Consider the following 26,424-nt stretch of genomic DNA (forward strand, 5'->3'; position numbering starts at 1 on the left):
GCGGAACCATCCTCATCGTCGTCCCTGCGAAAGCAGGGACCCATACTCCGCGGCTTTTATTGTGAACGGGATGCGTCGTTCCGGCGCCATCCAACAACTACCATTCGTGGTTATGGGTCCCTGCTTTCGCAGGGACGACGATGACGGTGGGACGCGATTCAAGTTGTCAAACAGCTTCTCGGTGTCGTCCCCCGCACATGCATGCGCGGGTGATGACACGGCGAGGGCGTCTGCACGATTTCGGAATAATGGAATAATGCCGCTGATTTGCCCGACGAGTCAAGTTGCCGTGTCCGCAGGCAGCCGCCGGCACCTTTGCATGGGGTTGTTTTCGATAATTTGGCAGTGCGCCCCTGCGACGGCAGGCTCGCGGCGCCAACAAAAAAGCCCCGGCTCGCACCGGGGCTTTGCTTAGTCGTTGCGATCGCTCGCGGATCAGCCCGCGGCCTTGGCCTCGCGGCGGCGCGCGGTGAGGATGTATTCGGTGTAGCCGTTCGGCTGCGTGCGGCCTTCGAAGATCAGGTCGCAAGCCGCCTTGAAGGCAACGCCATCGAACGACGGCGCCATCGGCTTGTAGAGCGAATCGCCGGCGTTCTGCTTGTCGACGACGACAGCCATGCGCTTCAGCGATTCCATCACCTGATCCCTGGTGATGACGCCCTGGTGCAGCCAGTTCGCGAGGTGCTGGCTCGAGATGCGGAGCGTGGCGCGGTCTTCCATCAGGCCGACATCGTGGATGTCGGGCACCTTGGAGCAGCCGACGCCCTGGTCGATCCAGCGCACGACGTAGCCCAGGATGCCCTGGCAGTTGTTGTCGATCTCCTGCTTCACGTCGTCGGGCGCCCAGTTCGACTGCGACACCGGAATGGTGAGGATGTCGGACAGCTTTGCGCGCGGCCCGCCCTTGGCGAGCTCCTGCTGCCGGGCGATCACGTTGACCTGGTGATAGTGCAGCGCGTGCAGCGTGGCCGCGGTCGGCGACGGCACCCAGGCGGTGGTGGCGCCGGCCTGCGGATGACCGATCTTCTGCGCCAGCATATCGGCCATCTTGTCGGGGGCCGCCCACATGCCCTTGCCGATCTGGGCATGGCCGGGCAGGCCGTCGATCAGGCCGTTGTCGACGTTCCAGTCCTCATAGGCCTTGATCCATGGCTGCGCCTTCATGTCGTTCTTGCGGATCATCGGACCCGCTTCCATCGAGGTGTGGATCTCGTCGCCGGTGCGGTCGAGGAAGCCGGTGTTGATGAACATGATGCGCTTGGAGGCGCGCTGGATGCAGGCCTTGAGGTTGACCGTGGTGCGGCGCTCCTCGTCCATGATGCCGACCTTCAGCGTGTTCTCGGGCAGCGAGAGCATCTTCTCGACCTCGGCGAACAGGTCGCAGGTCAGCGTCACCTCGTCGGGGCCGTGCATCTTTGGCTTGACGATATAGGCCGAGCCGGTGCGGCTGTTCTTGACCTTGGAGTTGCCCTTGAGGTCGTGGATCGCGAGCAGGCCGGCGACCGCGGCATCCAGGATGCCTTCCGGGATTTCCTCACCCTTGGCGTCGAGCACGGCGTCGGTGAACATGTGGTGGCCGACGTTGCGCATCAGGAGCAGGCTGCGGCCGTGCAGCTTCAGCTCGCTGCCGTTGGGCTTCCTGTAGACGCGGTCGGCATTGAGCGAGCGGGTCAGCGTCTTGCCGCCCTTCTCGAAATCGGCCGACAGCGTGCCGTTCATCAGGCCGAGCGTGTTGCGATAGACCAGAACCTTGTCCTCGGCGTCGACGGCGGCGACCGAGTCTTCCATGTCGAGAATGGTGGAGACCGCCGATTCCAGGGTCATGTCGGCGACGCCGGCCGGGTCATCCTTGCCGATCACGTTGCTGCGGTCGATCTTGACCTCGACATGCATGCCGTTGTTGACGAGCAGGATCGCGGAAGGCTGGGCGGCGTCGCCCTGATAGCCGGCGAACTGGGCGGCGTTCTTCAGCGCAGTCGAATTGCCGCTCTTCAGCTTGACCGAGAGCTGGCCCGCGATCACGGCGTAGGAGGTCACGTCGGTGTGGCTTCCGGTCGCAAGCGGCACGGCGGCGTCGAGGAACGCCTTCGCCTTCGCGATCACCTTGTCGCCGCGAGCCTTGTTGTAGCCGCGGCCAGCCTCGCTCGGATCGTGCGGGATCGCATCGGTGCCGTAGAACGCGTCGTACAGCGAACCCCAGCGCGCGTTGGCGGCGTTCAGCGCGTAGCGGGCGTTGGTGAGCGGCACCACCAGCTGCGGGCCGCAGATCTTGCCGATTTCCTCGTCGACATTTGCGGTCTCGACCTTGTGGGTCGCGGGCTCGGGCAGCAGGTAGCCGATGTCCTTGAGGAACGCGGTGTAGGCGTTGATGTCGAACGCCTTGCCCTTGTTGGCGCGATGCCAGTCGTCGATCTTGGCCTGCAGCGCGTCGCGCACCGCGAGCAACTCGCGGTTCTTCGGTCCGAGCTTCTGGATGATGGCGGCAAGTCCGGCCCAGAACGCATCCGGGGCGATCCCGGTTTTCGGCGTCGCCTCCTTGGCGATGAAATCGAACAGGACAGGGGCGATCTTCAATCCATGGGCATCGACACGAGTCATGATGGGCTTTCTCAAAGAAATGGGGCGTTTAGGAGCTGTTTTCGACAGAAATCAGCAAAAAACGCGCCAAAGGGCCGCGTTCACGGCCCTTTTAGCCCTAAAGTCCCGGCTCTGAGAAGGCCCCCCAGAGGAGGAGGCCACGCCGCCTAGATATTCGCAGCGAGGTCGGTCAGTTCGTCGAACAGGATGCCGGTCGTGGCCAGCATCCGCTCGATCTCGTCGGTGGCGTCGCTGACCGAGCGGTTCGAGGTGTCGATGGTCAGTTCATTGCCGGTCGGCGGCTGGTAGTCATTGGTGATGCCGGTGAAAGACGGCAATCCGCCGGAGCGGGCCTTGGCGTAATGGCCCTTGGGATCGCGGGTCTCGCAGACCTCGGCCGGCGTCGCGACATAGATTTCGCGGAACGCGCTGTCGGCGATGCGGCGCGCTGCCGCACGGTCGGCGGACGATGGCGACACCGCGGCGACGATCGCGATATGGCCGTTGCGCGCCAGATGGGTCGCGACTTCGGCGAGGCGGCGGATGTTTTCAGCGCGGTCCTGCGGCGAGAAGCCGAGGTCGCCGTTCAGCCCGGCACGCAGCGTGTCGCCATCGAGCAGAATCGGCGAGCCGCCATTGCCGAACAGGCGCCGCTCCAGCGCCCGCGCCAGGGTCGACTTGCCCGAGCCGGGCAGGCCGGTCAGCCAGATCACCGCGCCGTTGTGATGGTAGCGCGCCGAGCGCTCGTCCGGCCGCAGCGCGGACTCCACCGGCACGATATCGACCGGCACCGCCGGCCGACCGGCGTCGACCGACAGTACGAGGCCGCCGCCGGCGATCCGGCCGTTGACCTCGATCACGAGGCGGCCGGTGCGCGGATTGTCGGTGTAGGGATCGGTTGCAACCGGCTGCGCCAGCGAGATGTCGATCTCGCCGACATGGTTGCGTGCGATCGCGGTGTTCTCTTCGTTGGACAGCGCGCCGGGATCGATCGCCTTCTCGATCGCGACCACGGTGGCGCGGCTTTCCTTGGTGCCGAGCCGGATCAGGATCTGCTCGCCCTTGGTCAGCGGCTTGTCGTGCAGCCAGAAGATCCGGGCGCGGATGCGGCGGGTGTCGCGCGGGCTCTGCCCGGCATGTCCGATGATGTCGCCGCGCTCGAGGAACAGCTCGCGGTCGAGCGTGATGCCGACCGAGCGCCCGGCGCCCTGCGGGCCGCCCACCGGCGTCACCGGCCAGCTCTCGACGGTCTTGATTTGCGCGATCTTGCCGGTCGGCATGATCACGATCTCGTCGCCGGCCTTCAGGTTGCCGGATTCGATGCGGCCCGCCACGATGCGGCGATCGTCAAACTTGTAAATCGCCTGCACCGGCAGCCTCAGCGGCAGCTCGGCCAGCGGGCGTGCCGGCTCGAGCGCATCGAGCGCCTCGACCACGGTCGGTCCCTGGTACCAGTCGATCCGCGCCGTGCGCTCGGCGACGCCGTCGCCGTCGCGCGCCGAGATCGGGATCACCGCCGTGGGCGTCACGCCGAGGCCGATCAGATGCGCGGAAATTTCGTCGCTGATCTCCTTGAAGCGATCGGCGCTGAACTCGACGCGGTCCATCTTGTTGACCACGACCGCGACCTGCTTCACGCCGAGCAGATGCAAGAGATAGCCGTGCCGCCTGGTCTGGTCGCGCACGCCTTCGAGCGCATCGATGATCAGCACCGCGCCGTCGGCCTGCGAGGCGCCGGTGATCATGTTGCGCAAGAACTCGGCGTGGCCGGGCGCGTCGATCAGCACGACGTCCCGCGAGCGGGTGCGGAAGCGGATCTGGGTGGTGTCGATGGTGATGCCCTGGTCGCGCTCGGTCTGCAGCGCATCGAGCAGGAACGACCACTCGAACGGCATGCCGCGCCGCGCGCTCACCGCCTTCAGCATTTCCAGCTTGCCGTCCGGCAGGCTACCGGTCTCATGCAGCAGGCGTCCGACCAGCGTCGACTTGCCGTGATCGACGTGGCCGACGATGACGATGCGCACCTGCGGCCGCGTCGTGCCGTTGGGCGTTGCCGAGATCGAGGCGGTAGGAAGGATCATGTTCATCGGAACGCTCGCACGAAGTGGGAAACCAAGTTGCTTGGAGTCAGGTGTTGCTTCGAGTGTCGATCAGAGATAGCCGGCGACGCGCAGCCGCTCGAACGCATCCTCGGTCTCGTGGTCGAGCGCGCGGCCGGCGCGCTCCGGGACCTTGGTGCCGTCGAGCTCGGTGAGGATCTCGTCGATGTTGGAGGCGGTGGAGGCGACCGGGAAGGTGATGTCGGCATCACCCAGCGAGCGGTAGCGCTTGCCGTCCTTGGCGAGATAGAGCGGGATGATCGGAATGCCTTCGCGCTTGGTGTAGGCCCAGATGTCGGCCTCGGTCCAATGCAGGATCGGATGGATGCGCAAATGCGCGCCCGGCGGCGGCGAGGCGTTGAACTGGTCCCAGAACTCCGGCGGCTGGTCGCGGACGTCCCATTCGCCTTCGAGGCCGCGCGGCGAGAACACGCGCTCCTTGGCGCGCGTCGCCTCCTCGTCGCGGCGGATGCCGGCGATCAGTCCGTCAAAGCCGAATTTGTTGAGTGCGAGCTTCAGTCCCTCGGTCTTGCGCGCGGCGGAGCGCGCGGCCGGCGGCAGGGTCGGGTCGACGCTGTCGATCGGCGGGCAGGGTTCGACGCGCAGGTCGAGGTCCCATTCCTTGCCGAAGCGGTCGCGGAACGCGTACATCTCCGGAAATTTCTTGCCGGTGTCGACATGCAATGCCGGGAACGGGACGCGGCCGAAGAACGCCTTGCGCGCCAGCCAGATCATCACGTTGGAATCCTTGCCGAGCGACCACAGCAGCGCGAGCTTCTTCAGCCGGGCGAACGCCTCGCGCAAAATGTAGATGCTCTGCGCCTCCAGCTCGTCGAGATGATCCATCGACGGTGGGGCCTGATTGGCGGGAATCCCCGGCACGGAAGATGCATTGCTAAGGGCTGCGGACCGCGTCTTGGCGGCGACGGATTCGTTGTCGAGAAGATGCATCTCTTGGCCTTGGCCTGTGGAGTTGAAAATTCTAAAGTTGCGCTGCAATAGAGAAGAAATAATTTTCTCTTTGCTGGGCTTGATCGAGAGATAAATAGAAAATAATTTCAGTCAACCCCCAAATTGGGGAAGCGAGTGTCTGATGCGATATCTGCCGGTGTTTCTGGATCTGCAAAGCGGCAAGGTGCTGCTCGTTGGAGCGGGCGAGCTCGTGCGCGCCAAGTTGCGGCTGCTCGCAGCCGCCGGCGCCGTAGTGCGCTGGTACGCGACGGACGGCGATCATGACATTGCCGGTCTCACGGCGGAGGACGCCGCGCGGATCGAGCGCGCCGAAGGCGATCCGCTCGCCGCCGATCTCTCCGGTGTCATCGCCGTCCTCTGTGCCGGCGCCGGCGAGATCGGTGTTGCGATGTCGGTGCGCGCCAAAGCGATCGGCCTGCCGGTCAACGTGATGGACGACCTCGTGCACTCCACCTTCATCATGCCGGCGATCGTCGATCGCGGCGATGTCGTGGTCGCGGTCGGCACCGGCGGCACGTCGCCGGTGGTGGCGCGCCGCATCCGCGAGAAGATCGAGGCGGTGCTGCCGGCGCGGATCGGCGATCTCGCCGGCTTCATCGGCGGCGTCCGCAAATCGATCCACGCTCGCATCGAAGAGTTTCCGCTGCGCCGCCGCTTCTGGGAGCGTGTCGTCGACGGCCCGATCGGCGCGCTGGTGCTGGCCGGCCGCAAGGACGAGGCCGAGCAGGCGCTGAACGCGATCACCGATCCCGCCGCATTCGCCGGCGCGAGCGCGGAAGGCAAAGCCATCGGTCACGTGACGCTGGTCGGCGCCGGTCCCGGCGATCCGGATCTGCTCACGGTGAAAGCGTTGCGCGCGCTGCAGGATGCCGACGTCGTGTTCTACGACGAATTGGTGTCGTCCGAAATTCTCGACCGCATCCGGCGCGATGCCACGCGGATCCCGGTCGGCCGCCGTGTCGGCAAGCCCGGCATCGGCCAGGACGCCATCAATGCATTGATGATCGAGGCCGCGCAGTCGGGCCAGCGCGCGGTACGGCTGAAGGGCGGCGATCCCTTTATCTTTGGCCGCGGCGGCGAGGAGATCGAGGCGCTGCGCGACGCCGGCGTCGCTTACTCCATCATTCCGGGCGTCTCCGCCGGTCTGGGCGCCGCCGCGCAATTCGAAGTGCCGTTGACCTTCAGGCACGAGGCACTGCGCATCACCTTCCTCACCGCGCACAAGGCGCGCGATGCCGAGGTCGTCGACTGGTCGGTGCTGACAGACAAGAAGATGACCGTCGTCGTCTATATGGGCATGACCGCGGCGCCTTCGATCCGCGAAGGCATGCTTGCCGCGGGCCGCTCGCCGGAGACGCCGGTCGGCGTGTTCGCGCGCGTGACCCGGCCGGATGCCAAGGCCGCGGTCGGCACGCTGGCGCGGCTGCCCGAACTCGTCAAACAGGTCGATGGCGGTCCCGCCATTCTCATCATCGGCGACGTGGTCGCGCATTCCGCGCCGTGGAGCCGGTCCAACGTCACCCAACTCTTCTCCAACCAGATGTTCTCCGAACTGCTGAAAGCTGCCGAATGACCTCTCCGCTTGAACAGAAGAAAATCAGGATCACGGGCCCCTCGGTGGTGACCGCCAACCGCACCTGGGATGGTGCCGTGGTGTACCGAACCGCCAAGCAAGGCTGGTCCACCGAACTGTCCGATTCCGCTGTCGTCAGCACCTCCGACGATGCGCGCGCATTGCTGGCCGAAGCCACCGCCGACGATGTCGGCGCGGTCGGCCCCTACATCGCGCCGGTCGAGCTCAAGGACGGCGGCAAGCTCAAGCCGGGCAATCTTCGCGAACACATCCGCGCCAAGGGCGTCACGATCGATCTTCAGGTGCCGGCGTAAGGCTCATCCATCATGTATGCATATGACGAACTCGACCGCACGCTGATCAACGAGCGTGTTTCGGAATTCCGCGACCAGGTGAAGCGCCGCCTTTCCGGCGAGCTCACCGAGGACGAATTCAAGATCCTGCGCTTGCAGAACGGCGTGTATTTGCAGCTGCACGCCTACATGTTCCGCGTCGCGATCCCCTACGGCACGCTGTCGTCGAAGCAGCTGCGCCGGCTCGCCCATGTGGCGCGCCGCTACGATCGCGGCTACGGCCACTTCACCACGCGGCAGAACATCCAGTTCAACTGGATTAAGCTCGCCGAGCTGCCCGACGCGCTGGCCGATCTTGCGGAAGTCGGCATCCATGCGATGCAGACCTCCGGCAACAACATGCGCAACGTCACCTCGGACCAGTGGGCCGGCGTCGCGCCGGGCGAGATCGAGGATCCGCGCATCTGGTCGGAGCTGATCCGCCAGCACACCACACTGCATCCGGAATTCTCGTTCCTGCCGCGCAAGTTCAAGATCGCGATCACCGCCGCCGAGCACGACCGCGCCGCGATCAAGATCCACGACATCGGCTTGCGGCTGCACAAGAACGCCGACGGCGAGACCGGTTTCGAGGTGCTGGTCGGCGGCGGCCTCGGCCGCACGCCGTTCATCGCCAAGACCATCAAGCCGTTCGTCCCGGGCCGCGACATCCTGAGCTATATCGAGGCGATCCTGCGCGTCTACAACCAGTACGGCCGCCGCGACAACATCTACAAGGCGCGCATCAAGATCCTGGTGCACGAGCTCGGCATCGAGAAGTTCGCCAGGGAAGTCGAGGAGGAGTGGAAGGCGATGGGCGATGTCGGGCTGACGCTCGATCACACCGCCATCGAGGAGGTCCGCTCGCGCTTCTCCTATCCGCCTTACGAGAAGCTGCCGCACATGCCGGACGAGCTGAAGCAGGCCGCGCATGACAAGCTGTTCGAGCGCTGGCGCAAGAACTCGGTGTCGGCGCACAAAGTGCAGGGCTACTCGATCGTGACGCTGTCGCTGAAGCCGGTCGGTGGCCCTCCGGGCGATGCCACCGCGGAGCAGATGGACGCAGTCGCCGACCTCGCCGACAAATATTCGTTCGGCGAGATCCGCGTCGGCCACGAGCAGAACCTGGCGCTGCCGCACGTCGCCAAGCGCGACCTGCCGCAACTGTTCAAGGCGCTCGATCGCCTCGGCCTCGCGACGCCGAACGTCAACCTCGTCACCGACATCATCGCCTGCCCCGGGCTGGATTACTGCTCGCTGGCCAACGCACGCTCGATCCCGATCGCGCAGGAGCTGACGCGCCGTTTCGCCAACCACGACACCGCCGACCTGATCGGGCGGCTGCACATCAACATCTCCGGCTGCATCAATGCCTGCGGCCATCACCATGTCGGCCACATCGGCATTCTCGGCGTCGAGAAGAACGGTGAGGAGTTCTACCAGATCACGATCGGCGGCCGCGCCGACGAGAACGCGCAGTTGGGCACGCTGATCGGCCCGGCCGTTCCCTATGCGGAAGTCGCCGACGTGATCGAAGACATTGTCGAAGCCTATCTCGCGCTGCGCGACCGTCCCGAGGAGTTGTTCGTCGATACGGTGAAGCGTCTGGGCGTCGAGCCTATCAGGGAGCGGGTCTATGCCACTCGTTAAGCAGGGAAGAATCACCACCGATCTGTTCGTGCATGTCGCCGACGGCGCCGAGCTGCCGGGCGACGGTGCGGTGCTGGTGAGCGCCGAGCGCTTTCTCGCCGATCCGGAGGCGCTGCTGCGCCGTCCCGGCAAGCTAGGGGTGATCTGGCCGAACAACCGCAACCTCGACGATCTCGTGCCGCATCTCGACCGGCTGGCCTCGGTCGCGCTGGTGTTTCCGACCTTCCGCGACGGCCGCGCCTACAGCCAGGCCCGTCTGCTGCGCGAGCGTTACGGCTATGACGGCGAGCTGCGCGCCACCGGCCAGATCCTGCGCGACCAGTTCGTGTTCATGACGCGCGCCGGCTTCGACGCCTTCGAGGTGAAGAAGGATGCCGATGCCGACGCGTTCGCCGCGACCATGAAGCGCTATTCGGTGTTCTACCAGCCGACCGGCGACGGCCGCGTCACCGCACTCAACCGCCGCATGCAGCTGCGTCACTCGGAGAGCGCCGGCCAGTGAGCACGCTTGCACCAGAGCTCGCAGTGGCGCCGGCCGCATTGCCCGCGGCCGATGCGCTCGATCGCGCGCTGCGCACGGCGTCACCCGCCGAGGTGATCGCGGCCGCGGTCAGGACGCTCGGCCGCGAGAAGGTGGCGCTGGTGTCGTCGTTCGGCACCGAGTCCGCCGCGCTGCTCAAGGTGATGGCGGACGTCGATCCGGCGATCCCGGTGGTGTTTCTCGATACCGGCTGGCTGTTCGAGGAGACGCTGGCCTATCGTGACACTTTGATAGCCGCGCTCGGCCTCACTGATGTGCGTTCGATCAAGCCCGATGAGGAAGCGCTGTCGCGCCAGGATCCGGACCGCGAGCTGTGGTTCACCGATCCCGACGCCTGCTGCCGCATCCGCAAGGTCGAGCCGCTGGCGCGCGCGCTGAAGCCGTTCGCCGGCTGGATCAACGGCCGCAAGCGTTTCCAAGGCGGTGCCCGCGCCGACATCCCGGTTGTCGAGGATGACGGCGTCAGGCTGAAATTCAATCCGTTCGCCAATGTCTCCCGCGAGGAGATCGAGGCGATCTACACGCTCGGCAAGCTGCCGCCGCATCCACTTGTCGCATCGGGATATCAGTCGGTCGGGTGTATGCCTTGCAGCAGCCGGTCCGCTGCCGGCGAGGATGCGCGCGACGGCCGCTGGCGCGGCCGGGCCAAGACGGAATGCGGCATCCATACAATGAAGATGTCATAGGGCATGGAGCAGGGCGCTCGATCGCGATGACGGTTCGTCGCGATTTGGCGACGCGACAAAGCCTTCGCAGTGCGGCGACTTCGTAGCACAAGCGCGCTGCGCCGCCGAAAACAAAGAAAACCGGTTTTGTTGACTTAAGACCACTTCGCCGTGAGTTATGTCTTGCGTGTTCCCTGACATTTCTCAGGTTGAATGGAGACAGAAATGATCCGTCGTATCCTGCCGCTGGTCGCGGGACTGTTGTGGGCGAGCTCGGCCTTTGCGGCCGACTATTCGCTGCTGAACGTGTCCTACGATCCGACGCGCGAGCTCTATGTCGATTTCAACAAGGCGTTCGCCGCGGCCTATCAGAAGGAAACCGGCAAGAGCGTCGAGATCAAGCAGTCGCATGGCGGCTCGGGTTCGCAGGCGCGCTCGGTGATCGACGGATTGCAGGCCGATGTCGTCACGCTGGCGCTTGCCTATGACATCGATGCGATCGCGGGCAAGGGCCTGATCGCCGCCGACTGGCAGAAGCGGCTGCCGCTCAATGCCTCGCCCTACACCTCGACCATCGTGTTCCTGGTGCGCAAGGGCAATCCCAAGGGCATCAAGGATTGGGACGATTTGATCAAACCCGGCGTCAGCGTCATCACGCCGAACCCGAAGACCTCGGGCGGCGCGCGCTGGAATTATCTCGCCGCCTGGGGCTATGCGCAGAAGAAGTTCGGCTCGGCCGACAAGGCGAAGAAATTCGTCGCCGACCTCTATCAGAACGTGCCGGTGCTCGACACCGGCGCGCGCGGCTCGACCGTGACCTTCGTCGAACGCGGCGTCGGCGACGTGCTGCTGGCGTGGGAGAACGAAGCCTTTCTGGCGCTGCGCGAATTCGGCGCGGACAAGTTCGAGATCGTGGCCCCGGCGCAGTCGATCCTCGCCGAGCCGCCGGTCGCCGTCGTCGACAAGGTGACCGACAAGAAGGGCACCCGGGCGGTCGCCGAAGCCTATCTGAAGTACTGGTACACCAAGGAAGGTCAGGAGATCGCCGCGCGCAACTCCTACCGGCCGCGCGATCCCGAGATCGCCAAGGAGTACGAAAAATCCTTCGCCAAGGTTGAACTTTTCACCATCGACGACGTTTTTGGTGGTTGGACCAAGGCGCAGAAGGAGCACTTCGCCGAGGGCGGCATCTTCGATCAGATTTACAAGAACTGATCGGATTATCAGGGGGATATGTGAGCACAGCGGTTGCACGGCGCAGTACCCTGCCGGGGTTCGGTCTCACCATGGGACTGACCCTGACATGGCTCTCCGTTATCATCCTGATTCCGCTGGCCGCGCTGTTCCTCAAGACGTTCGAGCTCAGCCTCGACCAGTTCTGGGGCATCATCACCAGCCGCCGCACCCTGAATGCCCTGAAGATTTCGTTTGGGCTTTCGTTTGCGGCCGCCTGCGTCAACCTGGTGATGGGCACCATCATCGTCTGGGCGCTGGTGCGCTACCGCTTTCCGGGCCGGCGGCTGTTCGACGCCATCGTCGATATTCCCTTTGCCTTGCCGACGGCGGTCGCCGGCGTCGCGCTGACGCAGCTGTTCGCTCAGAAGGGCTGGCTCGGCGCGCCGCTCGCCGAGCTCGGCATCAAGGTCGCGTTCACGCCGCTCGGGATCTTCATCGCGATGATCTTCATCGGCATTCCGTTCGTGGTGCGCACGGTGCAGCCGGTGCTGATCGATCTCGATCCCGAGATCGAGGAGGCGGCGGCGAGCCTGGGCGCCAATCGCTGGCACACCGTGTTTCGCGTCATCCTGCCGAGCCTGATCCCGGCGCTGCTCACCGGCTTCGCGCTGGCCTTCGCCCGCGCCATCGGTGAATACGGCTCGGTGATCTTCATCGCGGGCAATCTGCCCAATGTCTCCGAGATCGCGCCGCTGTTGATCGTGATCCGGCTGTCCGAATTCCGCTATGCCGATGCCACCGCGATCGCGGTCGTGATGCTGGTGGCCTCGTTCCTGATCATCTTCCTGATCAACCGGCTGCAGCGCTGGGCGCAAGCCCGCATCCCCGTGCATTGAGGCTCAAGATGTCGATGCAGACGGGATTGGTGACCTCGACCACGCAACTGCGGACCTACGCACCCGCGACCGATGTCAGCGTGGCGGCGCCGGGGCCGCGGCTCGAGATCGCGCGCGCGGAGCCGGGGACGGCGCAGCGCAATTTGCGCACCGAGCCCGGCCCGGTCCGCTTCATCATCATCGCGCTGGCGATCGCTTTCCTCAGCATCTTCGTCGTCCTGCCGCTGGTCGTGGTGTTTGCATCGGCCTTCTCGAAGGGGATCGGCGCGTATCTTGCGGCGCTGGCGGAGCCCGAGGCGCTCGCCGCCATCAAGCTGACGCTCTTGATCGCCGCGATCTCGGTCACGCTCAACCTCGTGTTCGGCGTGATCGCGGCCTGGGCGATCTCGAAGTTCGAGTTCACCGGCAAGACCTTCCTGATCACGCTGATCGACCTGCCGTTCTCGGTCTCGCCGGTGATTTCGGGCCTGGTCTTCGTGCTGCTGTTCGGTGCGCAGGGCTATTTCGGGCCGTGGCTGCAGGCGCATAACGTCCACATCCTGTTCGCGGTGCCCGGCATCGCGCTGGCGACGATCTTCGTCACTTTCCCGTTCGTGGCGCGCGCGCTGATCCCGCTGATGCAGGAGCAGGGCACCCAGGAAGAGGAGGCGGCGATCTCGCTTGGCGCCTCCGGCCTGCAGACCTTCTTCCGCGTCACGCTGCCCAACATTAAATGGGGCCTGCTGTACGGCGTCCTGCTTTGCAACGCGCGCGCGATGGGCGAGTTCGGCGCGGTGTCGGTCGTCTCCGGCCACATCCGCGGCGAGACCAACACGATGCCGCTCTTGGTCGAAATTCTCTACAACGAGTACCAGTTCGTCGCCTCGTTCGCGATCGCGTCGCTGCTCGCGATGCTGGCGCTGATCACCCTGGTGGCGAAAACCGTTCTCGAGCGGCGGCTCGACGAGGCAGAGGTGCCCGATGGCGATTGAAGTCAAGAATATCGTAAAGACGTTCGGCAGCTTCGCCGCGCTCGACAATGTCGATCTCAAGGTCGCCGACGGCGAGTTGCTGGCCCTGCTCGGTCCATCGGGTTCCGGCAAGACGACGCTGCTGCGCATCATCGCGGGCCTGGACTGGCCTGACTCGGGCGAGGTCGCGATCGACGGCGAGAATGCGCTCTCGCGCGGCGCCAGCGAGCGCCAGGTCGGCTTTGTGTTCCAGCACTACGCGCTGTTCCGCCACATGACGGTGTTCGAGAACGTCGCCTTCGGCCTGCGCGTGCAGCCGCGCGCGATCCGCAAGGACGAAGCGACGATCCGCGCCCGCGTCAAGGAGTTGCTCGACCTGGTGCAGCTCGATTGGCTGGCCAACCGCTATCCCAGCCAATTGTCCGGCGGCCAGCGCCAGCGCATCGCGCTGGCGCGCGCGCTCGCGATCGAGCCGCGGATCCTCTTGCTCGACGAGCCGTTCGGCGCGCTCGATGCCAAGGTGCGCAAGGAGCTCAGGCAATGGCTGCGCTCGCTGCACAACGAGATCCACGTCACCTCGATCTTCGTCACCCATGACCAGGAAGAAGCGCTCGAAGTCGCCAACCGCGTCGTGGTGATGGACAAGGGCAAGATCGAGCAGATCGGCTCGCCCGGCGAGGTCTATGACAATCCGGCGACCGCCTTCGTGCACGGCTTCATCGGCGAATCCATCGTGCTGCCGGTCGACGTCGCCGGCGATGCGGTGCGGCTGGACGGCCGTCCCCTGAACATTCCGGCGCTCGGCGCGGCATCGGGCGCGGCAAAACTGTTCGTCCGCCGCCACGACATGGCGGTCGGCCCGGCCGGAACCGGCGCCCTGGAAGGCGCCATCCGGCATGTCCGTTCATTCGGTCCGATCCAGCGCGCCGAGGTGGCCCTGTCGGGGAGCGAGGGCAAGACCGTGATCGAGATCGACGCCCCCCGCGACCGCGAGCTCCAGGCCGGCGAAATCGTCTCCCTGCAGCCCCGCCGCTACCGGATCTTTGCCGCCCAGGAGTAGGGCCGTAGCCCCGCGCGAAGTACCCGTAGCCCGGATGAAGCGCAGCGAAATCCGGGGCTTCGTTCCGCGGATGGGCTGTCCCGGATTACGCTTCGCTTCATCCGGGCTACCAGGCCAACAATCTCACCTGTCATTCCGGGACGGTCCGCAGGACCGAACCCGGAATCTCGAGATTCCGGGTTCGATGCTACCGCATCGCCCCGGAATGACGGCGTTTTGTGTGGCCAAAAGTTAGCCCCTGTTCACCATTCAGCCACGGTTGGTATGCAACAACGGCGGGCCAACCTTGGGGGTTCTCAAAAGTGAAACGGACGACGGTCGCCCTGTTCGGGCTTCTGGTGCTTGCCGGCTGCGCCGCCGACACCAAACTCCCGGAAGAACCGGCCATGTATCTCAACATGGCACAGCCCGGCGCGGTGCTGGATAGCCAGGCCGCCGCGATCATGTTCTCGCAGTACCGCCAGAACAATGGTCTTGGCACCGTCGTGGTGGATCCGGACCTGACCAAGCTCGCTGAGCAGCAATCGCAGGCGATGGCCGCCCGCAACAAGATGGACCATGACGTGAAGGCCCCCCTTGGCAAGCGGCTGCAGGCCGGGGGCTATCCTGCGACGGTGGCGGTCGAGAACATCTCGGCCGGCTATCACACGCTTGCGGAAGCCTTTTCGGGCTGGCGCGATTCACCGCCGCACAAGGCCAATATGCTGAAGGGCGGTGTCACAAAAATGGGCATCGCGGCGGTCTATGCACCCAACACCAAGTACAAGGTGTTCTGGACGCTCATTTTGGCGGCAACCTGATCTCGATAAATTCCGCGTGATCTGCCCTCCGCATCTCGTTGATTGACGCCGCGGCGAACAGCCGCCACGGTGCGCCGTTCTCGTTGTTTGCAGCCCCAACGGTTACGAATGGATACTTCCGACACCGCGCCTGCCTCGACGCCGGCGCAAGCGCAGCGCGTGCTGGTTCTTCAGGGCGGCGGCGCGCTCGGCTCCTATCAGGCCGGCGCCTTTCAGGCGCTCTGTCACGCAGGCTTCGAGCCGGAATGGATCGCCGGCATCTCGATCGGCGCCATCAACGCCGCGATCATCGCCGGCAACGAGCCGGCCGAGCGCGTGCCGCGGCTGAAGGAATTCTGGGAGATGGTGTCGGCGCCGGTGCCGTGGAATCCGGTCTCGAAGCATGAACGCGCCCGCTCGCTGTTCAACGAGACCAGCGCCGCCATCATCGCGACCTTCGGCGTGCCCGGCTTCTTCACGCCGCGGATTCCGCCGGCGCCGCTGTGGCCGCCCGGCAGCTCGCAATCGCTGAGCTATTACGACACCGCGCCGCTGAAGAAGACGCTGGAGCGCCTGGTTGATTTCGACCGCATCAACGACCTGAAGACGCGCCTGTCGGTCGGCGCGGTCAGCGTCACCTCGGGCAATTTCCGCTATTTCGACAATTACGAGTTCAGGAAGCTCGGCAAGAAGATCGGCCCCGAGCACATCATGGCCTCGGGCGCGCTGCCGCCGGGCTTTCCGTCCGTCGTGATCGAGGGCGAGCATTACTGGGACGGCGGCATCGCCTCCAACACCCCGCTCGACTTCGTGCTCGACGAGGAGACCAGCCGCGATCTCCTGATCTTCCAGGTCGATCTGTTCAGCGCGCGCGGGCCGTTGCCGGAGACGCTGCTGGAGGCCGCCGAGCGCGAGAAGGACATCCGCTATTCCAGCCGGACGCGGATGAACACCGACAAGAACAGGCAGATCCACAACGCCCGCATGGCGGTGCGCGACCTGATCGGCAAGCTGCCCGATTACCTGAAGAACGATCCGTCGGTCGAGCTGCTGCGCAAGGCGTCCAAGGAGAACACCGTCACGGTGGTTCACCTGATCTACAAGAGCAAGAACTACGAGAGCTCGTCGAAGGACTACGACTTCTCCCATGTTGCGATGGTCGAGCACTGGGGCGCGGGCGTCCGCGACGTGCATTTGTCGATGCGTCACAAAGAATGGCTAGAACGGCCGCAGTCCGGGGAAACCATGGTGACTTACGATCTCACGGGGGATGAACCCACACCCCCCGCAAGCAAATAGGAGCGACCGATAATGGGTACGTTGACAGGCAAGACCGCCGTTGTGACCGGCTCGACCAGCGGCATCGGATTGGCGATCGCGCGCGCCTTCGCGGGAGCCGGCGCCAATATCGTTCTCAACGGCATGGGCGTTCCGGCCGATATCGAGAAGGAGCGTTCGGGCATCGAGACCGACTTCAAGGTCAAGGCCGTGCATTCGCCGGCCGACATGACCAAGCCGGCCGAGATCGCCGACATGATCGCGCTCGGTGAGAAGACCTTCGGTTCGGTCGATATCCTGGTCAACAATGCCGGCATCCAGTTCGTTGCGCCGATCGAGGAATTCCCGCCGGAGAAGTGGGAAGCGATCATCGCGATCAATCTGTCGTCGGCATTCTACGGCATCCGCGCCGCGGTGCCCGGCATGAAGAAGCGCGGCTGGGGCCGCATCATCAACACCGCCTCGGCGCACTCGCTGGTCGCTTCGCCCTTCAAGTCGGCCTATGTCTCGGCCAAGCACGGCATTGCCGGCCTCACCAAGACGGTGGCGCTGGAGCTCGCGCAGCACAAGATCACCTGCAACTGCATCAGCCCGGGTTATGTCTGGACCCCGCTGGTTGAGCACCAGATTCCGGAGACCATGAAGGCGCGCAACATGACCAAGGAGCAGGTCATCAAGGACGTGCTGCTCGCCGCGCAGCCGACCAAGGAGTTCGTGACTTCGGATCAAGTTGCAGCGCTTGCGCTGTTCCTGTGCAGCGACGACGCCGCGCAGATCACCGGCTCCAACTACTCGATCGACGGCGGCTGGACCGCGGAGTAATTTTCCGGCGCGATTTGGCGGCCTCAGAACAAGCCGGCCCTGATTGGATCAGGGCCGGCTTTTGTTTTGAGGCCGCGAGCCAGGGTGGACGACATCGCAGGCCGTGCGCATGTCGGCGTCGCCGCCATCGCCTGGAGCCATCCCTTTCGGCAAATTTTCGCAACTTTTTCCGATCGGATTCAGGACGATTTGGCACGCCGTGAGATGATGGCATGGGCATTCGTGGCGAGGAGCAAATCGGATGGAGCAGCGGCAGCCATATGACGAGGTGATGGGCAAATCGCATTCCGAGCTTCGGCCCACCTCCCAGCTACGGCTCAAGGGCCAGGTGGTCCTCGCCGGGAGCGCCGGTTACGACGAGGCGCGCAGGGTCTGGAACGGCGCCGTCGACAGGCGGCCGGCCATGATCGCCTACTGCACGGATACCCGGGACGTGGTCGAGGCGGTGACGTTCGCGCGGTCCCGCACGTTCCCGGTGGCCGTTCGCAGCGGAGGCCACAATGTCGCCGGCCTCTCGGTCTGTGACGGCGGCATGGTCATCGACCTGTCGCGGATGAAACGCATCGATGTTGATCCGGTCCGGCGCACCGCGCGCGCGGAGGCCGGCCTCGATCTCGGCGAATTCGATCGGGCCACGCAGGCGCACGGCCTCGCGACCACGATGGGGGTCAACAGCGACACCGGCATCGCCGGGCTGACGCTTGGCGGCGGCTTCGGCAAGCTCGGGCGAAAATACGGGTTGACCTGCGACAACCTGATTGCCGCCGAGGTGGTGACAGCCGAGGGACAGGTCTTGAGGGCCAGCGCGACCGAACACCCCGACCTGCTCTGGGGCTTGAGAGGCGGCGGCGGCAATTTCGGCATCGTGACCGCGTTCGAATACCAGTTGCATCCGATCGGCACGTCGTTGCCCGTCGCGTCAACGCTTTATCCCTACGATCAGGCGCGTGAGGCCATGCAGTTCTACGATGCATTCGCCCGAAACGCTGCCGACGAGGTCAACGTCGATGCGGCTCTTGTGACGCTGCCGTCGGGCGACCGGTTCTTCAACATCTCCGGTTGCTATGTCGGCTCGCATCATGACGGTGAGCGCGCGCTTTCGCCGATCGTCAAGTTCGGCTCGCCCGTCGAGACGCGCCTCGCAACCGTCCCCTATCTCGAGATTCAGTCGGGTGGCGATGCCCTGTTTCCGCGGGGACGCCGCTATTACTGGAAGGCGCAGTTCCTGCGCGAGATCAGTGCGGGCGCGATCGACGCGCTGCTCGACGCCTATGCGAGAGCCCCCAACACCTCGTCCTTGCTGGTCCTCCAGCATGTCGGCGGCGCAATTGCACGGGTTCCGGTATCGAGCTCGCCCTACGCAAACCGCGATGCGTCGTTCGACTGCTTTCCCGTGGCGATCTGGGATGATCCGGCCGGTGACGAGGCGAACATGCGTTGGGCCCGCGAGCTGTGGAGTGCCGTCAGGCCCTATTCGACCGGCGGCGTCTATGCCAACAACCTGGGCGATGAGGGCGAAGACCGAGTACGCGACGCCTATGGCGAAAATTACGCACGTCTCGTCGCGCTCAAGAACAAATACGATCCGACGAATTTCTTCCGCCTGAACCAGAACATCAAGCCGACGGCATAGTTCAGGGCATCGGAGAAAATCCAAATGCGAAGCCGCTGGACCATCCTTGCTGCTCTGTTCGTCGCTCGCGCCACCATCGCCTTTCAGTTTCAGAGCGTCGCGGCCATCGCGCCGCAGCTCAGCCAGGGTCTGGGCGCGAGCCTCGCCGATATCGGCGTTCTGATCGGGCTCTACTTTGCGCCGGGCGCCTTGCTTGCCTTGCCTGGCGGCGCGATCGGCCGTCGCTATGGCGACAAGGTGGTGGTCCTTGCCGGTCTCCTGATGATGCTGGCGGGCGAACTGCTGATGACCACGTCAACGTCGTGGAGCGTGCAGATCGCGGGCCGACTGACTGCCGGCATCGGCGGCGTCCTCCTGAACGTTCTGATGACCAAGATGGTCGCAGACTGGTTTGCCGGCCGGGAAATCGCCACCGCGATGGCCATTTTCATCAACTCATGGCCGGCCGGCATCGCCGTCGCTCTCATGCTGTTGCCGGCAATCGGAGCCACGCTCGGACTCCATGCCGTCAATCTTGCCGTCGCCGGGGTGATCCTGATCGGCCTCGGCGTCATCGCTTTGGTTTATCGCGCGCCGGATGCGGCCGTCGCGGTTGAAGGCGAGCACAGCAGCCTGACCGCCGACACGATTTGCGCCGTGATTGCCGCCGGCCTGATCTGGTGTCTCTACAACATCGGTTTTGCGATGATCTTCAGTTTCGGTCCGTCGATGCTCGTCGAGCAAGGCTGGTCCGGCGCCGCGGCCGGATCAACCATCAGTATCGTGCTCTGGCTCGCCGCCCTTTCGGTGCCGTTGGGCGGCTTCCTCGCCGATCGGACCAGGCGCGGCGAGATCATCCTGGTCACGGGCTGCATCGCCTTCGCGCTCCTGACATTGCTCCTGTCGCGCAGCGGCACGGTGCTTCCTGTCGTCATCGCTCTTGGAATCCTCTGCGGCCTGCCTGCCGGTCCGATCATGAGCCTGCCTGCGCGTGTGCTCGAGCAGAAGACGCGGCCGATCGGAATGGGAATATTCTACACTGTCTTCTACGCCGGCATGCTGGCGGGACCTGCGATCGGAGGAAAGCTCTCCACCTCGGTCGGCTCCGCCAGCGCGGCGCTCGACTTCGGCGCCGCCGCGCTGCTGGCTTGCCCGGCCGTGCTGTGGTTCTTCCGCCGTATGGTTGCCGGCCACGATTGGCAGCAGGCGGACGTCAGGCGCGCCTGACAGGCGCAAGGTTGAACGCGGTCAGGCAGGTTTTCCAGTCCGGCGGCGGTCATGCCATCGCATTAGGCCGCGTCCGGCGGAATGCTATGGCGCCGGTCGCCGCTTGCCGAACGCCAATACGTGCAGCCCGAGGCGCGAGCGCACCACATAGAACAAGAGGATCGTCTCGAAGGTCAGCGACAGCGAGGTCGACGCGGCGGCGCCCATGCCGCCGTAGCGGGGGACGAGGGCGATGCAGAGCCCGACATTCATCAGGAACGACACCGCATAGGCTATTGCGCAGATGCTCTGGTGGCCGAGCATGTTCAACAGCCGCTCCACCGGGCCGATCGCCGAGCGGACCACGAGGCCGATCGCGGCGACGAACATGATGCTGTAGCCGTCGACGAATTTCGGGCCGAACAGCCACAGCAGCGGCTTGCCGAACGCCAGTAGGGCGACGGTCGCGAGCAGCGAGGGCCAGAACGTCCAGCTGATGGCGTGCGCGACATAGGCCGACAGCCGGTCCTTGTCGCCGAGCGCGTTGTATTCGGCGAAGCGGTGCGCCGTGGTCGCCGCCATCGCGTAGTGCACGAACGACACCAGTGCCAACGTCTTCACCACGGCGAAATAGATGCCGACCTCCTCGGACGAGCGGAATTGCTGCAGCATAAGCACGTCGGTGTAGCCGAGCAGGAGATAGAAGCTCTCGACCAGCATGATCGGCAGCGAGATCGCGAACCAGTCTTTGACGTCGTAGCTCTTCTCGCCCCGCCCGAGGTGGGCGGTGAGGCGGCGGTTGAGCACGACCATCTGGCCGATCGCCGCGATGTACACCGCGGCGGCGCTCGCGATCATTGCCGCGGTGGCGCCGAGATTGAGGCCGAGCGCCAGCGCGCCGGCGGTCAGCGCGATGATCAGCCCCTGCCGCACGATGAACTGCGGCATCAGGCCGAGCTGCATCCAGTCATGCGCGCGCGAGATGCCGTCCTGGGTGTTGGCGACGACGAAGGGCGGCAAGGTCAGGCAGCCGATATAGAGCGGCACGATTGCGTTGGGATCGATCCAGGGCGAGGCGAGGTGGATCACGCCGGCGAGCAGCAGCGCGACCATGCTGGACGTCGCAAGCACCACCCAGCGGCCGCCGGAAAGGAAGCCGCGCAGCGCCGCAAGGTCGCCGCGCGCGCGGTATTCCGGAATGATCTTCTGCGCGGAGGGCGCGATGCCGAAATCCATCGTGCTGCCGAGCAGCAGCACCCAGGTCCAGACATAGACATAGATGCCGTAGTCCGAGCCGCTCATCCAGCGCGCCAGCAGGATCTGCGCGAGATAGGCGATGGCGGCGCTGATGACGCGGATGGCGAAGATCATGCCGGCGAGGCGCTTGGTGACCGACGCCTCATTGGTGCCGCCGAGCGCGCGCGCGGCGAGCCCTCGCAGGCGTGCGGCCCGGCCCAATGGCGCAGAGGTTGCGGATTGTGTCTCCATCACAGCCAAGGCGGAAAAATTCCTAAAGCGCCGCGAGGCGGCAATGGCCCCGATCTATCAACGAAACGTTAAGATTGGGTTGGGTGACGCACCCCTTCGGGGTCGTCCCGGGGCAGTGCGAAGCACTGAACCTCAGGTGCGCAATTGCGCACCGGGGGAGCTCGAGATTCCGGGTTCGATGCGCTGCATCGCCCCGGAATGACCCTACGGCTCAATTCAAATTGATATTGAATTCGTAGCTTTTGTCGCCGCCGACCAGCGTCAGCTTCAGCGCGGCGCCGTCGGCCTTGGCGCCGGGCGGCAGGCCGTCGAGCTCGAAAGAGAAGCGCTTCACGCCCGGCGGCGCGTGTTCGACGAGCTTGGGCACCGGCAGCGCCCAGTCGGGCGTCGGCCCCTCGACGAACAGGCTGAGGTCCCTACTCTCGGGCGCGCTGACATCGACCAGCACGTGGTTCTTGCCGTCGCGCTTGACGTCGCGGATCGAAAACGGGATGGGGTCGCCGATATTGGCGGGCTTCGGCACCGCGTTGAGCGCCTCCGACAGCACGGCGTCCTCGGTCGATGCGACGCTTGCGAACGCCAGCTCGGCCTTCGCCTCCACCGGCACGCACAGCTTCTCGCACACCGCGTAGTTGATGTCGGCGCGCAGCACCAGCGGCTTGTCGGGATTCTTCGCCACGATGCGCAGCGGCAATACCACCTGGTGCTTGTAGCCGAGCGAGGTGCCGCCGGCGCCGTCGTCGAATTGCCGCGGCGCCGGCCACATCACGGTGACCGCCTCGACGTTATCCGACCTGGAGAAATCGAACCGCGGCGGCACGCCGGAATCGCCCGGCGTCCGCCAATAGGTCTTCCAGCCGTCCTGCAACTGGAACGCAATGCCGCCAAGCAGCACCGCGCCGCTGCGCGATCCGGCGAGCAGCCGCACCGCCGAATGCGTGTCCTGTTGCCACGGCGAGGCGTCGTCGGCGCGCACCTCCGTTGCCATACATGCGACGGAAAACAGGGCGGCAACGCCAAATGCGGCACGCAAGGGAACTATGACGATCATGAGACGTCTTTACCTGCAACTTTCGGTGCAAACCATTGAATTGCTTGTGATGCATCGCCGCACGGCGGTCGATGGTTGATTGACAGAACCGCCACCCGATATCAGGATGTCAAATCAGCAGGAAAGGCCTTTGCGGATGCGCCCTGAAGGCAAAACAGGCAAGACTCGCAAGACCGCCGGCAGAAGCCCGGCCGTCGGCGCCCATGCCGCCGAAGGCGGCTATCTCGACGGCCAGATGCTGATCGCGATGCCTGTCATGAACGACCCGCGCTTCGAACGCTCCGTGATCTACATGTGCGCGCATTCCTCCGAGGGCGCGATGGGCATCATCGTCAACCGTCCGGCCGGCAGCATCGATTTCCCCGGGCTGCTCGTGCAGCTCGACATCATCGAGAAGTCGGACCAGATCCAGCTGCCCGAGAATGCCGAGATGATGAAGGTGATGAAGGGCGGGCCGGTCGACACCGGCCGTGGCTTCGTGCTGCATTCCAGCGACTTCTACATTCAGGATGCGACGCTGAACATCGACGACGGCATCTCGCTCACCGCGACCGTCGATATTCTCAAGGCGATCGCCAAGGGCGCCGGCCCCAAGCACGCGATCCTCGCGCTCGGCTATGCCGGCTGGGCGCCGGGCCAGCTCGAGAACGAGATCCAGCACAATGGCTGGCTGCATTGCGACGCCGATCCGGAGCTGATCTTCGGTACCGACGTCGACGAGAAATACGCGCGCGCCTTGCGCAAGATCGGCATCGAGGCCGGCATGCTGTCGAACGACGCGGGCCACGCGTAGCGCCCCGCCCACAGTGTCGTCCCTGCGAAAGCAGGGACCCATAACCACAGGACGCGCGGATGGAGCGAGCTGGGGCCACAGCGCCGCACAATAATGGCGCCCTGTGGTTATGGGTCCCGGGTCGCGCTTCGCTTGCCCGGGACGACGGCTGTGGGGTTGGCTACGACAGCGGTGAGTGGGGCTACGATGGCGGCGCTAGCTACTCCGCCGCTTCCTGCGCGACCGTCGGCTGGGTGCCCGCGACCGTGGCGCGGCGCATGTCACGGGGCTGCGACTGGTCGTAGCGGCGGACGCGGTGCACGGTCTGGCGGTTGTCCCACATCACGAGGTCATGCACCGTCCATTTGTGCACATAGACGAACTCGGGCTGCGTCGCGTGTTCGGTGAGGTCGCGCAGCAGCAGCCGCGCCTCCGGCATGCTCATGCCCCTGATGGCGCCGGCGTGCGACGACAGATAAAGCGACTTGCGGCCGTGCACCGGATGCGTCCGCACCAGGCGCTGCAGCACCGGCTTGAACATCGCCTTCTCCTCGTCGGTGTAGTCGAGGAAGCCGAGCGAGCCGCGCGAATACATCAGCGAGTGCTCGCAGATCATGTCCTCGAGCTCGGCCTTGGTCTCGTCGTCGAGCGCGTCATAGGCGGCGCGCATGTCGGCGAATTCGGTGTTGCCGCCCTTCGGGTTCACCACGCGCGCCGACAACAGCGAGAATTTCGCCGGGATCGGCCGGAACGAGCTGTCGGAGTGCCACAGGCAGTTGCCGAGGTTGAACAGGTGGGTGCGGTGGTCCTTCGGCAGCGGCCTGCCGTCCTTGCCGAGATTGGAGACGTCGTTGAGCCCCGCGGAGAGACGATAGTCCTCCTTCTTCGCCACGGTGCCGCCGCGCGCATCTTCGCGCTCGCCGAAGTTCAGCGCGAATGCCATCTGCTGCTCGTCGGTGATGTCCTGGCCGTGGAACACGAGCACGGCGTATTTGTCCATGCCGGCCTCGATGTCGATCGCTTCCTGCTTCGTCAGCGGCTTGCGCAGATCGACGCCGGAGACCTCGCCGACGAAGTGCTTGTGAAGCTGCCGGATCAGGACCGTCATTGGCGTATCTCCCCGTCTGTCGCGGGCGGTTTTCCCGCTTCGTTTGACAGGAAGGCTACTCACCACGCGCGCGCTGTCAACGCTTCGCGGCCGCGCGCGGATCAGGCATTCCGCGCCATCAACCCGCCGTCGACCGGAATCACGGCGCCGGTCAGGAACGACGCCGCGGGCAGGCACAGGCTCAGCGTCATGTGCGCGACCTCTTCCGGATCGCCGTAACGGGCGAGCGCGGTGCGGCGCTTGGCGTAGAGCGTCTTGTGCTCCTCGGAGATGCGGTCGGTGATCGCGGTGCGGATCGGACCCGGGCAGATGCAGTTCACGGTGATGCCTTCGCGTCCCAGTTCCACGGCGAGCGAGCGCGTCAGGCCGGTGACGCCGCCCTTGGCAGCGGAGTAGGGGCTGTGCAGCGCGGTTGCGCCGAGCGCCTCGGTCGAGGCGATGTTGACGATGCGCGGCGAGCGCGACTTGCGCAGGTATGGCAGTGCCGCGCGGATGATGCGCGGATGCGCCGTCAGCATCACCGCGATGCCCTTGGCCCAGGCGTCCTCGTAAGCGGGATCGTCGATCGGCACCCGCACCGAGATGCCGGCATTGTTGACGATGATGTCGAGCCCGCCGAAATGCGCGGCGACGTCGTTGACGACTTTGGTGATGGCGTCGCGATCGCTGACGTCGAGCGTCCAGGCCTTCGCCGAGCCGCCGCTTGCCGAAATCTCCTTCGCCACCGCCTGCGTGCCTTCTTCGGTCAGGTCGGTGACCGCGACATTGGCGCCTTCATCGGCAAACACCCGCGCGGTGGCGCGGCCCATGCCGCTGGCGGCGCCGGTGACGAGAACGGTGAGGCCCTTCACCGAACGGCTGAGCTGCTTGTATTCGGACATGACGGACCCCCCGTTGATTTTTTGCGTTGTGAGAGACGGCAACGCTGGCACCGATCGCAAGATACGTCAAACCACCGACCCGATATCGGCATGCGCGCAGCGCGTTAACGCAAGTTTCCCGGTTGGCTTTCCGAAAAGGATCATGCTCAATCAAGACAACAGCACGAGAGAGGAACGCGCGATGAACGAGCTCGATTTCGGCGGCAAGCAAATATTGGTGGTCGGCGGCTCCAGCGGCATCGGCAACGGCATCGCGCAGGCATTCCGCGCCAGGGGCGCGCGCGTCGCGATCTGCGGCACCCGCGCGCAGGCGAGCGATTATTCCACCGAGGAAGGCTCGCATCTCGAGGGCCTCGCCTACGCGCAGCTCGATGTCAGCAACCCGCAGGCGATCGAGGCCTTCAAGCCGTCGTTCGACCGGCTCGACGTGCTGGTGCTGGCGCAGGGCGCGGTGATTTACCGCCGCGGGGAATTCGAGATGGAGGGTTTTCGAAAGGTGCTCGAAGTCAACCTGATGAGCCTGATGGCCTGCGCGACCAAATTCCAGGCGATGCTGAGCGCAACCAAGGGCTCGCTGATCATAGTGAGCTCGACCGCGGCCTATCATTCCACCATGGGCAATCCGGCCTACAACGCGTCGAAGACCGGCGCCGTCGGGCTGACGCGCACGCTCGGCGAGGCCTGGGCGGAGAACGGCATCCGCGTCAACGGCATCGCGCCCGGCCTCGTCGACACCAAGATGACCAAGGCGACGACCGCAAATCCGAAGCGTCTCGAAGGCGCGCTCGAGCGCATTCCGCTGAAGCGTCTCGGCACGCCCGCCGACATGGCCGGCGCCGCGTTGTTCCTGGCCTCGCCGCTCGCCTCCTACATCGTCGGCCAGACCATCGTCGTCGACGGCGGGCTGATCCTCTAGGGCATGATCCGGAAAAGTGT

The 26,424-nt window shown here is 65.1% G+C and carries 24 protein-coding genes; 17 read left to right on the top strand and 7 right to left on the bottom strand.

The genetic code is table 11. From position 1 onward, the window contains the following. Window positions 1–435: 435 nt before the first annotated feature. The 3 genes from IF803_RS11445 to cysD form a co-directional block, all read right to left on the bottom strand. Window positions 436–2,598 (bottom strand): malate synthase G, encoded by a 2,163-nt coding sequence (locus IF803_RS11445; protein WP_461192203.1) that lies wholly within the window; start codon window positions 2,596–2,598, stop codon window positions 436–438. A 146-nt stretch (window positions 2,599–2,744) separates the two neighbouring features. Continuing rightward, window positions 2,745–4,664, bottom strand: coding sequence for an adenylyl-sulfate kinase (gene cysC / locus IF803_RS11450; protein WP_461192204.1), 1,920 nt, complete (start codon window positions 4,662–4,664; stop codon window positions 2,745–2,747). A 63-nt stretch (window positions 4,665–4,727) separates the two neighbouring features. Next, window positions 4,728–5,522, bottom strand: coding sequence for a sulfate adenylyltransferase subunit CysD (gene cysD, locus IF803_RS11455; RefSeq protein ID WP_155258612.1), 795 nt, complete (start codon window positions 5,520–5,522; stop codon window positions 4,728–4,730). A 247-nt stretch (window positions 5,523–5,769) separates the two neighbouring features. On the opposite strand from cysD, the gene cysG reads away from it, so the two are divergent. From cysG to IF803_RS11530, 15 genes are all read left to right on the top strand, one after another. After that, complete coding sequence (gene cysG / locus IF803_RS11460; RefSeq protein ID WP_461192205.1) at window positions 5,770–7,221, top strand: siroheme synthase CysG; 1,452 nt, start codon at window positions 5,770–5,772, stop codon at window positions 7,219–7,221. Continuing rightward, window positions 7,218–7,535, top strand: coding sequence for a DUF2849 domain-containing protein (locus IF803_RS11465; RefSeq protein WP_028334721.1), 318 nt, complete (start codon window positions 7,218–7,220; stop codon window positions 7,533–7,535). The genes cysG and IF803_RS11465 overlap by 4 nt, the downstream gene beginning before the upstream one ends. Window positions 7,536–7,547: 12 nt before the next feature. Continuing rightward, the gene (locus tag IF803_RS11470) at window positions 7,548–9,203 is read left to right on the top strand and encodes a nitrite/sulfite reductase (RefSeq protein WP_461192206.1); all 1,656 of its coding nucleotides are present in this window, start codon (window positions 7,548–7,550) and stop codon (window positions 9,201–9,203) included. Beyond that, window positions 9,190–9,705: a DUF934 domain-containing protein gene (locus IF803_RS11475; protein ID WP_016845212.1), complete on the top strand. Its 516-nt coding sequence runs from the start codon at window positions 9,190–9,192 to the stop codon at window positions 9,703–9,705. The genes IF803_RS11470 and IF803_RS11475 overlap by 14 nt, the downstream gene beginning before the upstream one ends. Further along, window positions 9,702–10,430: a phosphoadenylyl-sulfate reductase gene (locus IF803_RS11480; RefSeq protein WP_461192207.1), complete on the top strand. Its 729-nt coding sequence runs from the start codon at window positions 9,702–9,704 to the stop codon at window positions 10,428–10,430. Before IF803_RS11475 ends, IF803_RS11480 begins: the two co-directional genes overlap by 4 nt. A 204-nt stretch (window positions 10,431–10,634) precedes the next feature. After that, window positions 10,635–11,624 (top strand): sulfate ABC transporter substrate-binding protein, encoded by a 990-nt coding sequence (locus IF803_RS11485; protein WP_028342243.1) that lies wholly within the window; start codon window positions 10,635–10,637, stop codon window positions 11,622–11,624. 50 nt (window positions 11,625–11,674) lie between these two features. Then, window positions 11,675–12,481 carry a sulfate ABC transporter permease subunit CysT gene (gene cysT, locus IF803_RS11490; protein ID WP_461192267.1) on the top strand — a complete coding sequence of 269 codons (807 nt, stop codon included), beginning with the start codon at window positions 11,675–11,677 and terminating at the stop codon, window positions 12,479–12,481. Window positions 12,482–12,489: 8 nt separating this feature from the next. Further along, complete coding sequence (gene cysW / locus IF803_RS11495; protein ID WP_461192208.1) at window positions 12,490–13,452, top strand: sulfate ABC transporter permease subunit CysW; 963 nt, start codon at window positions 12,490–12,492, stop codon at window positions 13,450–13,452. Next, window positions 13,442–14,491 (top strand): sulfate/molybdate ABC transporter ATP-binding protein, encoded by a 1,050-nt coding sequence (locus IF803_RS11500; protein ID WP_028342240.1) that lies wholly within the window; start codon window positions 13,442–13,444, stop codon window positions 14,489–14,491. The genes cysW and IF803_RS11500 overlap by 11 nt, the downstream gene beginning before the upstream one ends. A 302-nt stretch (window positions 14,492–14,793) precedes the next feature. Beyond that, a complete protein-coding gene (locus IF803_RS11505; RefSeq protein ID WP_016845206.1) occupies window positions 14,794–15,291 on the top strand; it encodes a CAP domain-containing protein in 498 nt (165 codons plus the stop codon). A 108-nt stretch (window positions 15,292–15,399) separates the two neighbouring features. Continuing rightward, window positions 15,400–16,569: a DUF3734 domain-containing protein gene (locus IF803_RS11510; RefSeq protein ID WP_057016154.1), complete on the top strand. Its 1,170-nt coding sequence runs from the start codon at window positions 15,400–15,402 to the stop codon at window positions 16,567–16,569. Between the two features lie 12 nt (window positions 16,570–16,581). Next, a complete protein-coding gene (locus tag IF803_RS11515; RefSeq protein WP_137476689.1) occupies window positions 16,582–17,370 on the top strand; it encodes a 3-hydroxybutyrate dehydrogenase in 789 nt (262 codons plus the stop codon). 84 nt (window positions 17,371–17,454) lie between these two features. Continuing rightward, window positions 17,455–17,634: a hypothetical protein gene (locus IF803_RS11520; protein WP_196238192.1), complete on the top strand. Its 180-nt coding sequence runs from the start codon at window positions 17,455–17,457 to the stop codon at window positions 17,632–17,634. Then, complete coding sequence (locus IF803_RS11525) at window positions 17,612–19,003, top strand: FAD-binding oxidoreductase (protein WP_461192209.1); 1,392 nt, start codon at window positions 17,612–17,614, stop codon at window positions 19,001–19,003. Before IF803_RS11520 ends, IF803_RS11525 begins: the two co-directional genes overlap by 23 nt. A gap of 24 nt (window positions 19,004–19,027) precedes the next feature. Then, window positions 19,028–20,209 carry an MFS transporter gene (locus IF803_RS11530; protein WP_461192210.1) on the top strand — a complete coding sequence of 394 codons (1,182 nt, stop codon included), beginning with the start codon at window positions 19,028–19,030 and terminating at the stop codon, window positions 20,207–20,209. A gap of 84 nt (window positions 20,210–20,293) precedes the next feature. Here IF803_RS11530 and IF803_RS11535 read toward each other — a convergent pair whose 3' ends face one another. Continuing rightward, on the bottom strand, window positions 20,294–21,685 hold the full coding sequence (locus tag IF803_RS11535; protein WP_461192211.1) for an oligosaccharide flippase family protein: 1,392 nt from the start codon (window positions 21,683–21,685) through the stop codon (window positions 20,294–20,296). A 202-nt stretch (window positions 21,686–21,887) separates the two neighbouring features. Then, on the bottom strand, window positions 21,888–22,727 hold the full coding sequence (locus IF803_RS11540) for a protein-disulfide reductase DsbD domain-containing protein (protein ID WP_304498500.1): 840 nt from the start codon (window positions 22,725–22,727) through the stop codon (window positions 21,888–21,890). A 136-nt stretch (window positions 22,728–22,863) separates the two neighbouring features. Here IF803_RS11540 and IF803_RS11545 point away from each other — a divergent pair, with 136 nt between their 5' ends. Further along, window positions 22,864–23,520 (top strand): YqgE/AlgH family protein, encoded by a 657-nt coding sequence (locus tag IF803_RS11545; RefSeq protein WP_028342624.1) that lies wholly within the window; start codon window positions 22,864–22,866, stop codon window positions 23,518–23,520. Window positions 23,521–23,719: 199 nt separating this feature from the next. Here the strand turns inward: IF803_RS11545 and IF803_RS11550 are convergent, their stop codons facing one another. Together IF803_RS11550 and IF803_RS11555 are read right to left on the bottom strand one after the other, a co-directional pair. Then, a complete protein-coding gene (locus IF803_RS11550) occupies window positions 23,720–24,607 on the bottom strand; it encodes a TauD/TfdA dioxygenase family protein (protein WP_461192212.1) in 888 nt (295 codons plus the stop codon). Window positions 24,608–24,708: 101 nt separating this feature from the next. Beyond that, a complete protein-coding gene (locus tag IF803_RS11555; RefSeq protein WP_461192213.1) occupies window positions 24,709–25,488 on the bottom strand; it encodes an SDR family NAD(P)-dependent oxidoreductase in 780 nt (259 codons plus the stop codon). 181 nt (window positions 25,489–25,669) lie between these two features. On the opposite strand from IF803_RS11555, the gene IF803_RS11560 reads away from it, so the two are divergent. After that, entirely contained in the window at window positions 25,670–26,404 is a 735-nt protein-coding gene (locus tag IF803_RS11560; RefSeq protein ID WP_461192214.1) for an SDR family NAD(P)-dependent oxidoreductase, read from the top strand. Window positions 26,405–26,424 lie beyond the last annotated feature (20 nt).

It is taken from the genome of Bradyrhizobium sp. UFLA06-06, assembly GCF_054820065.1.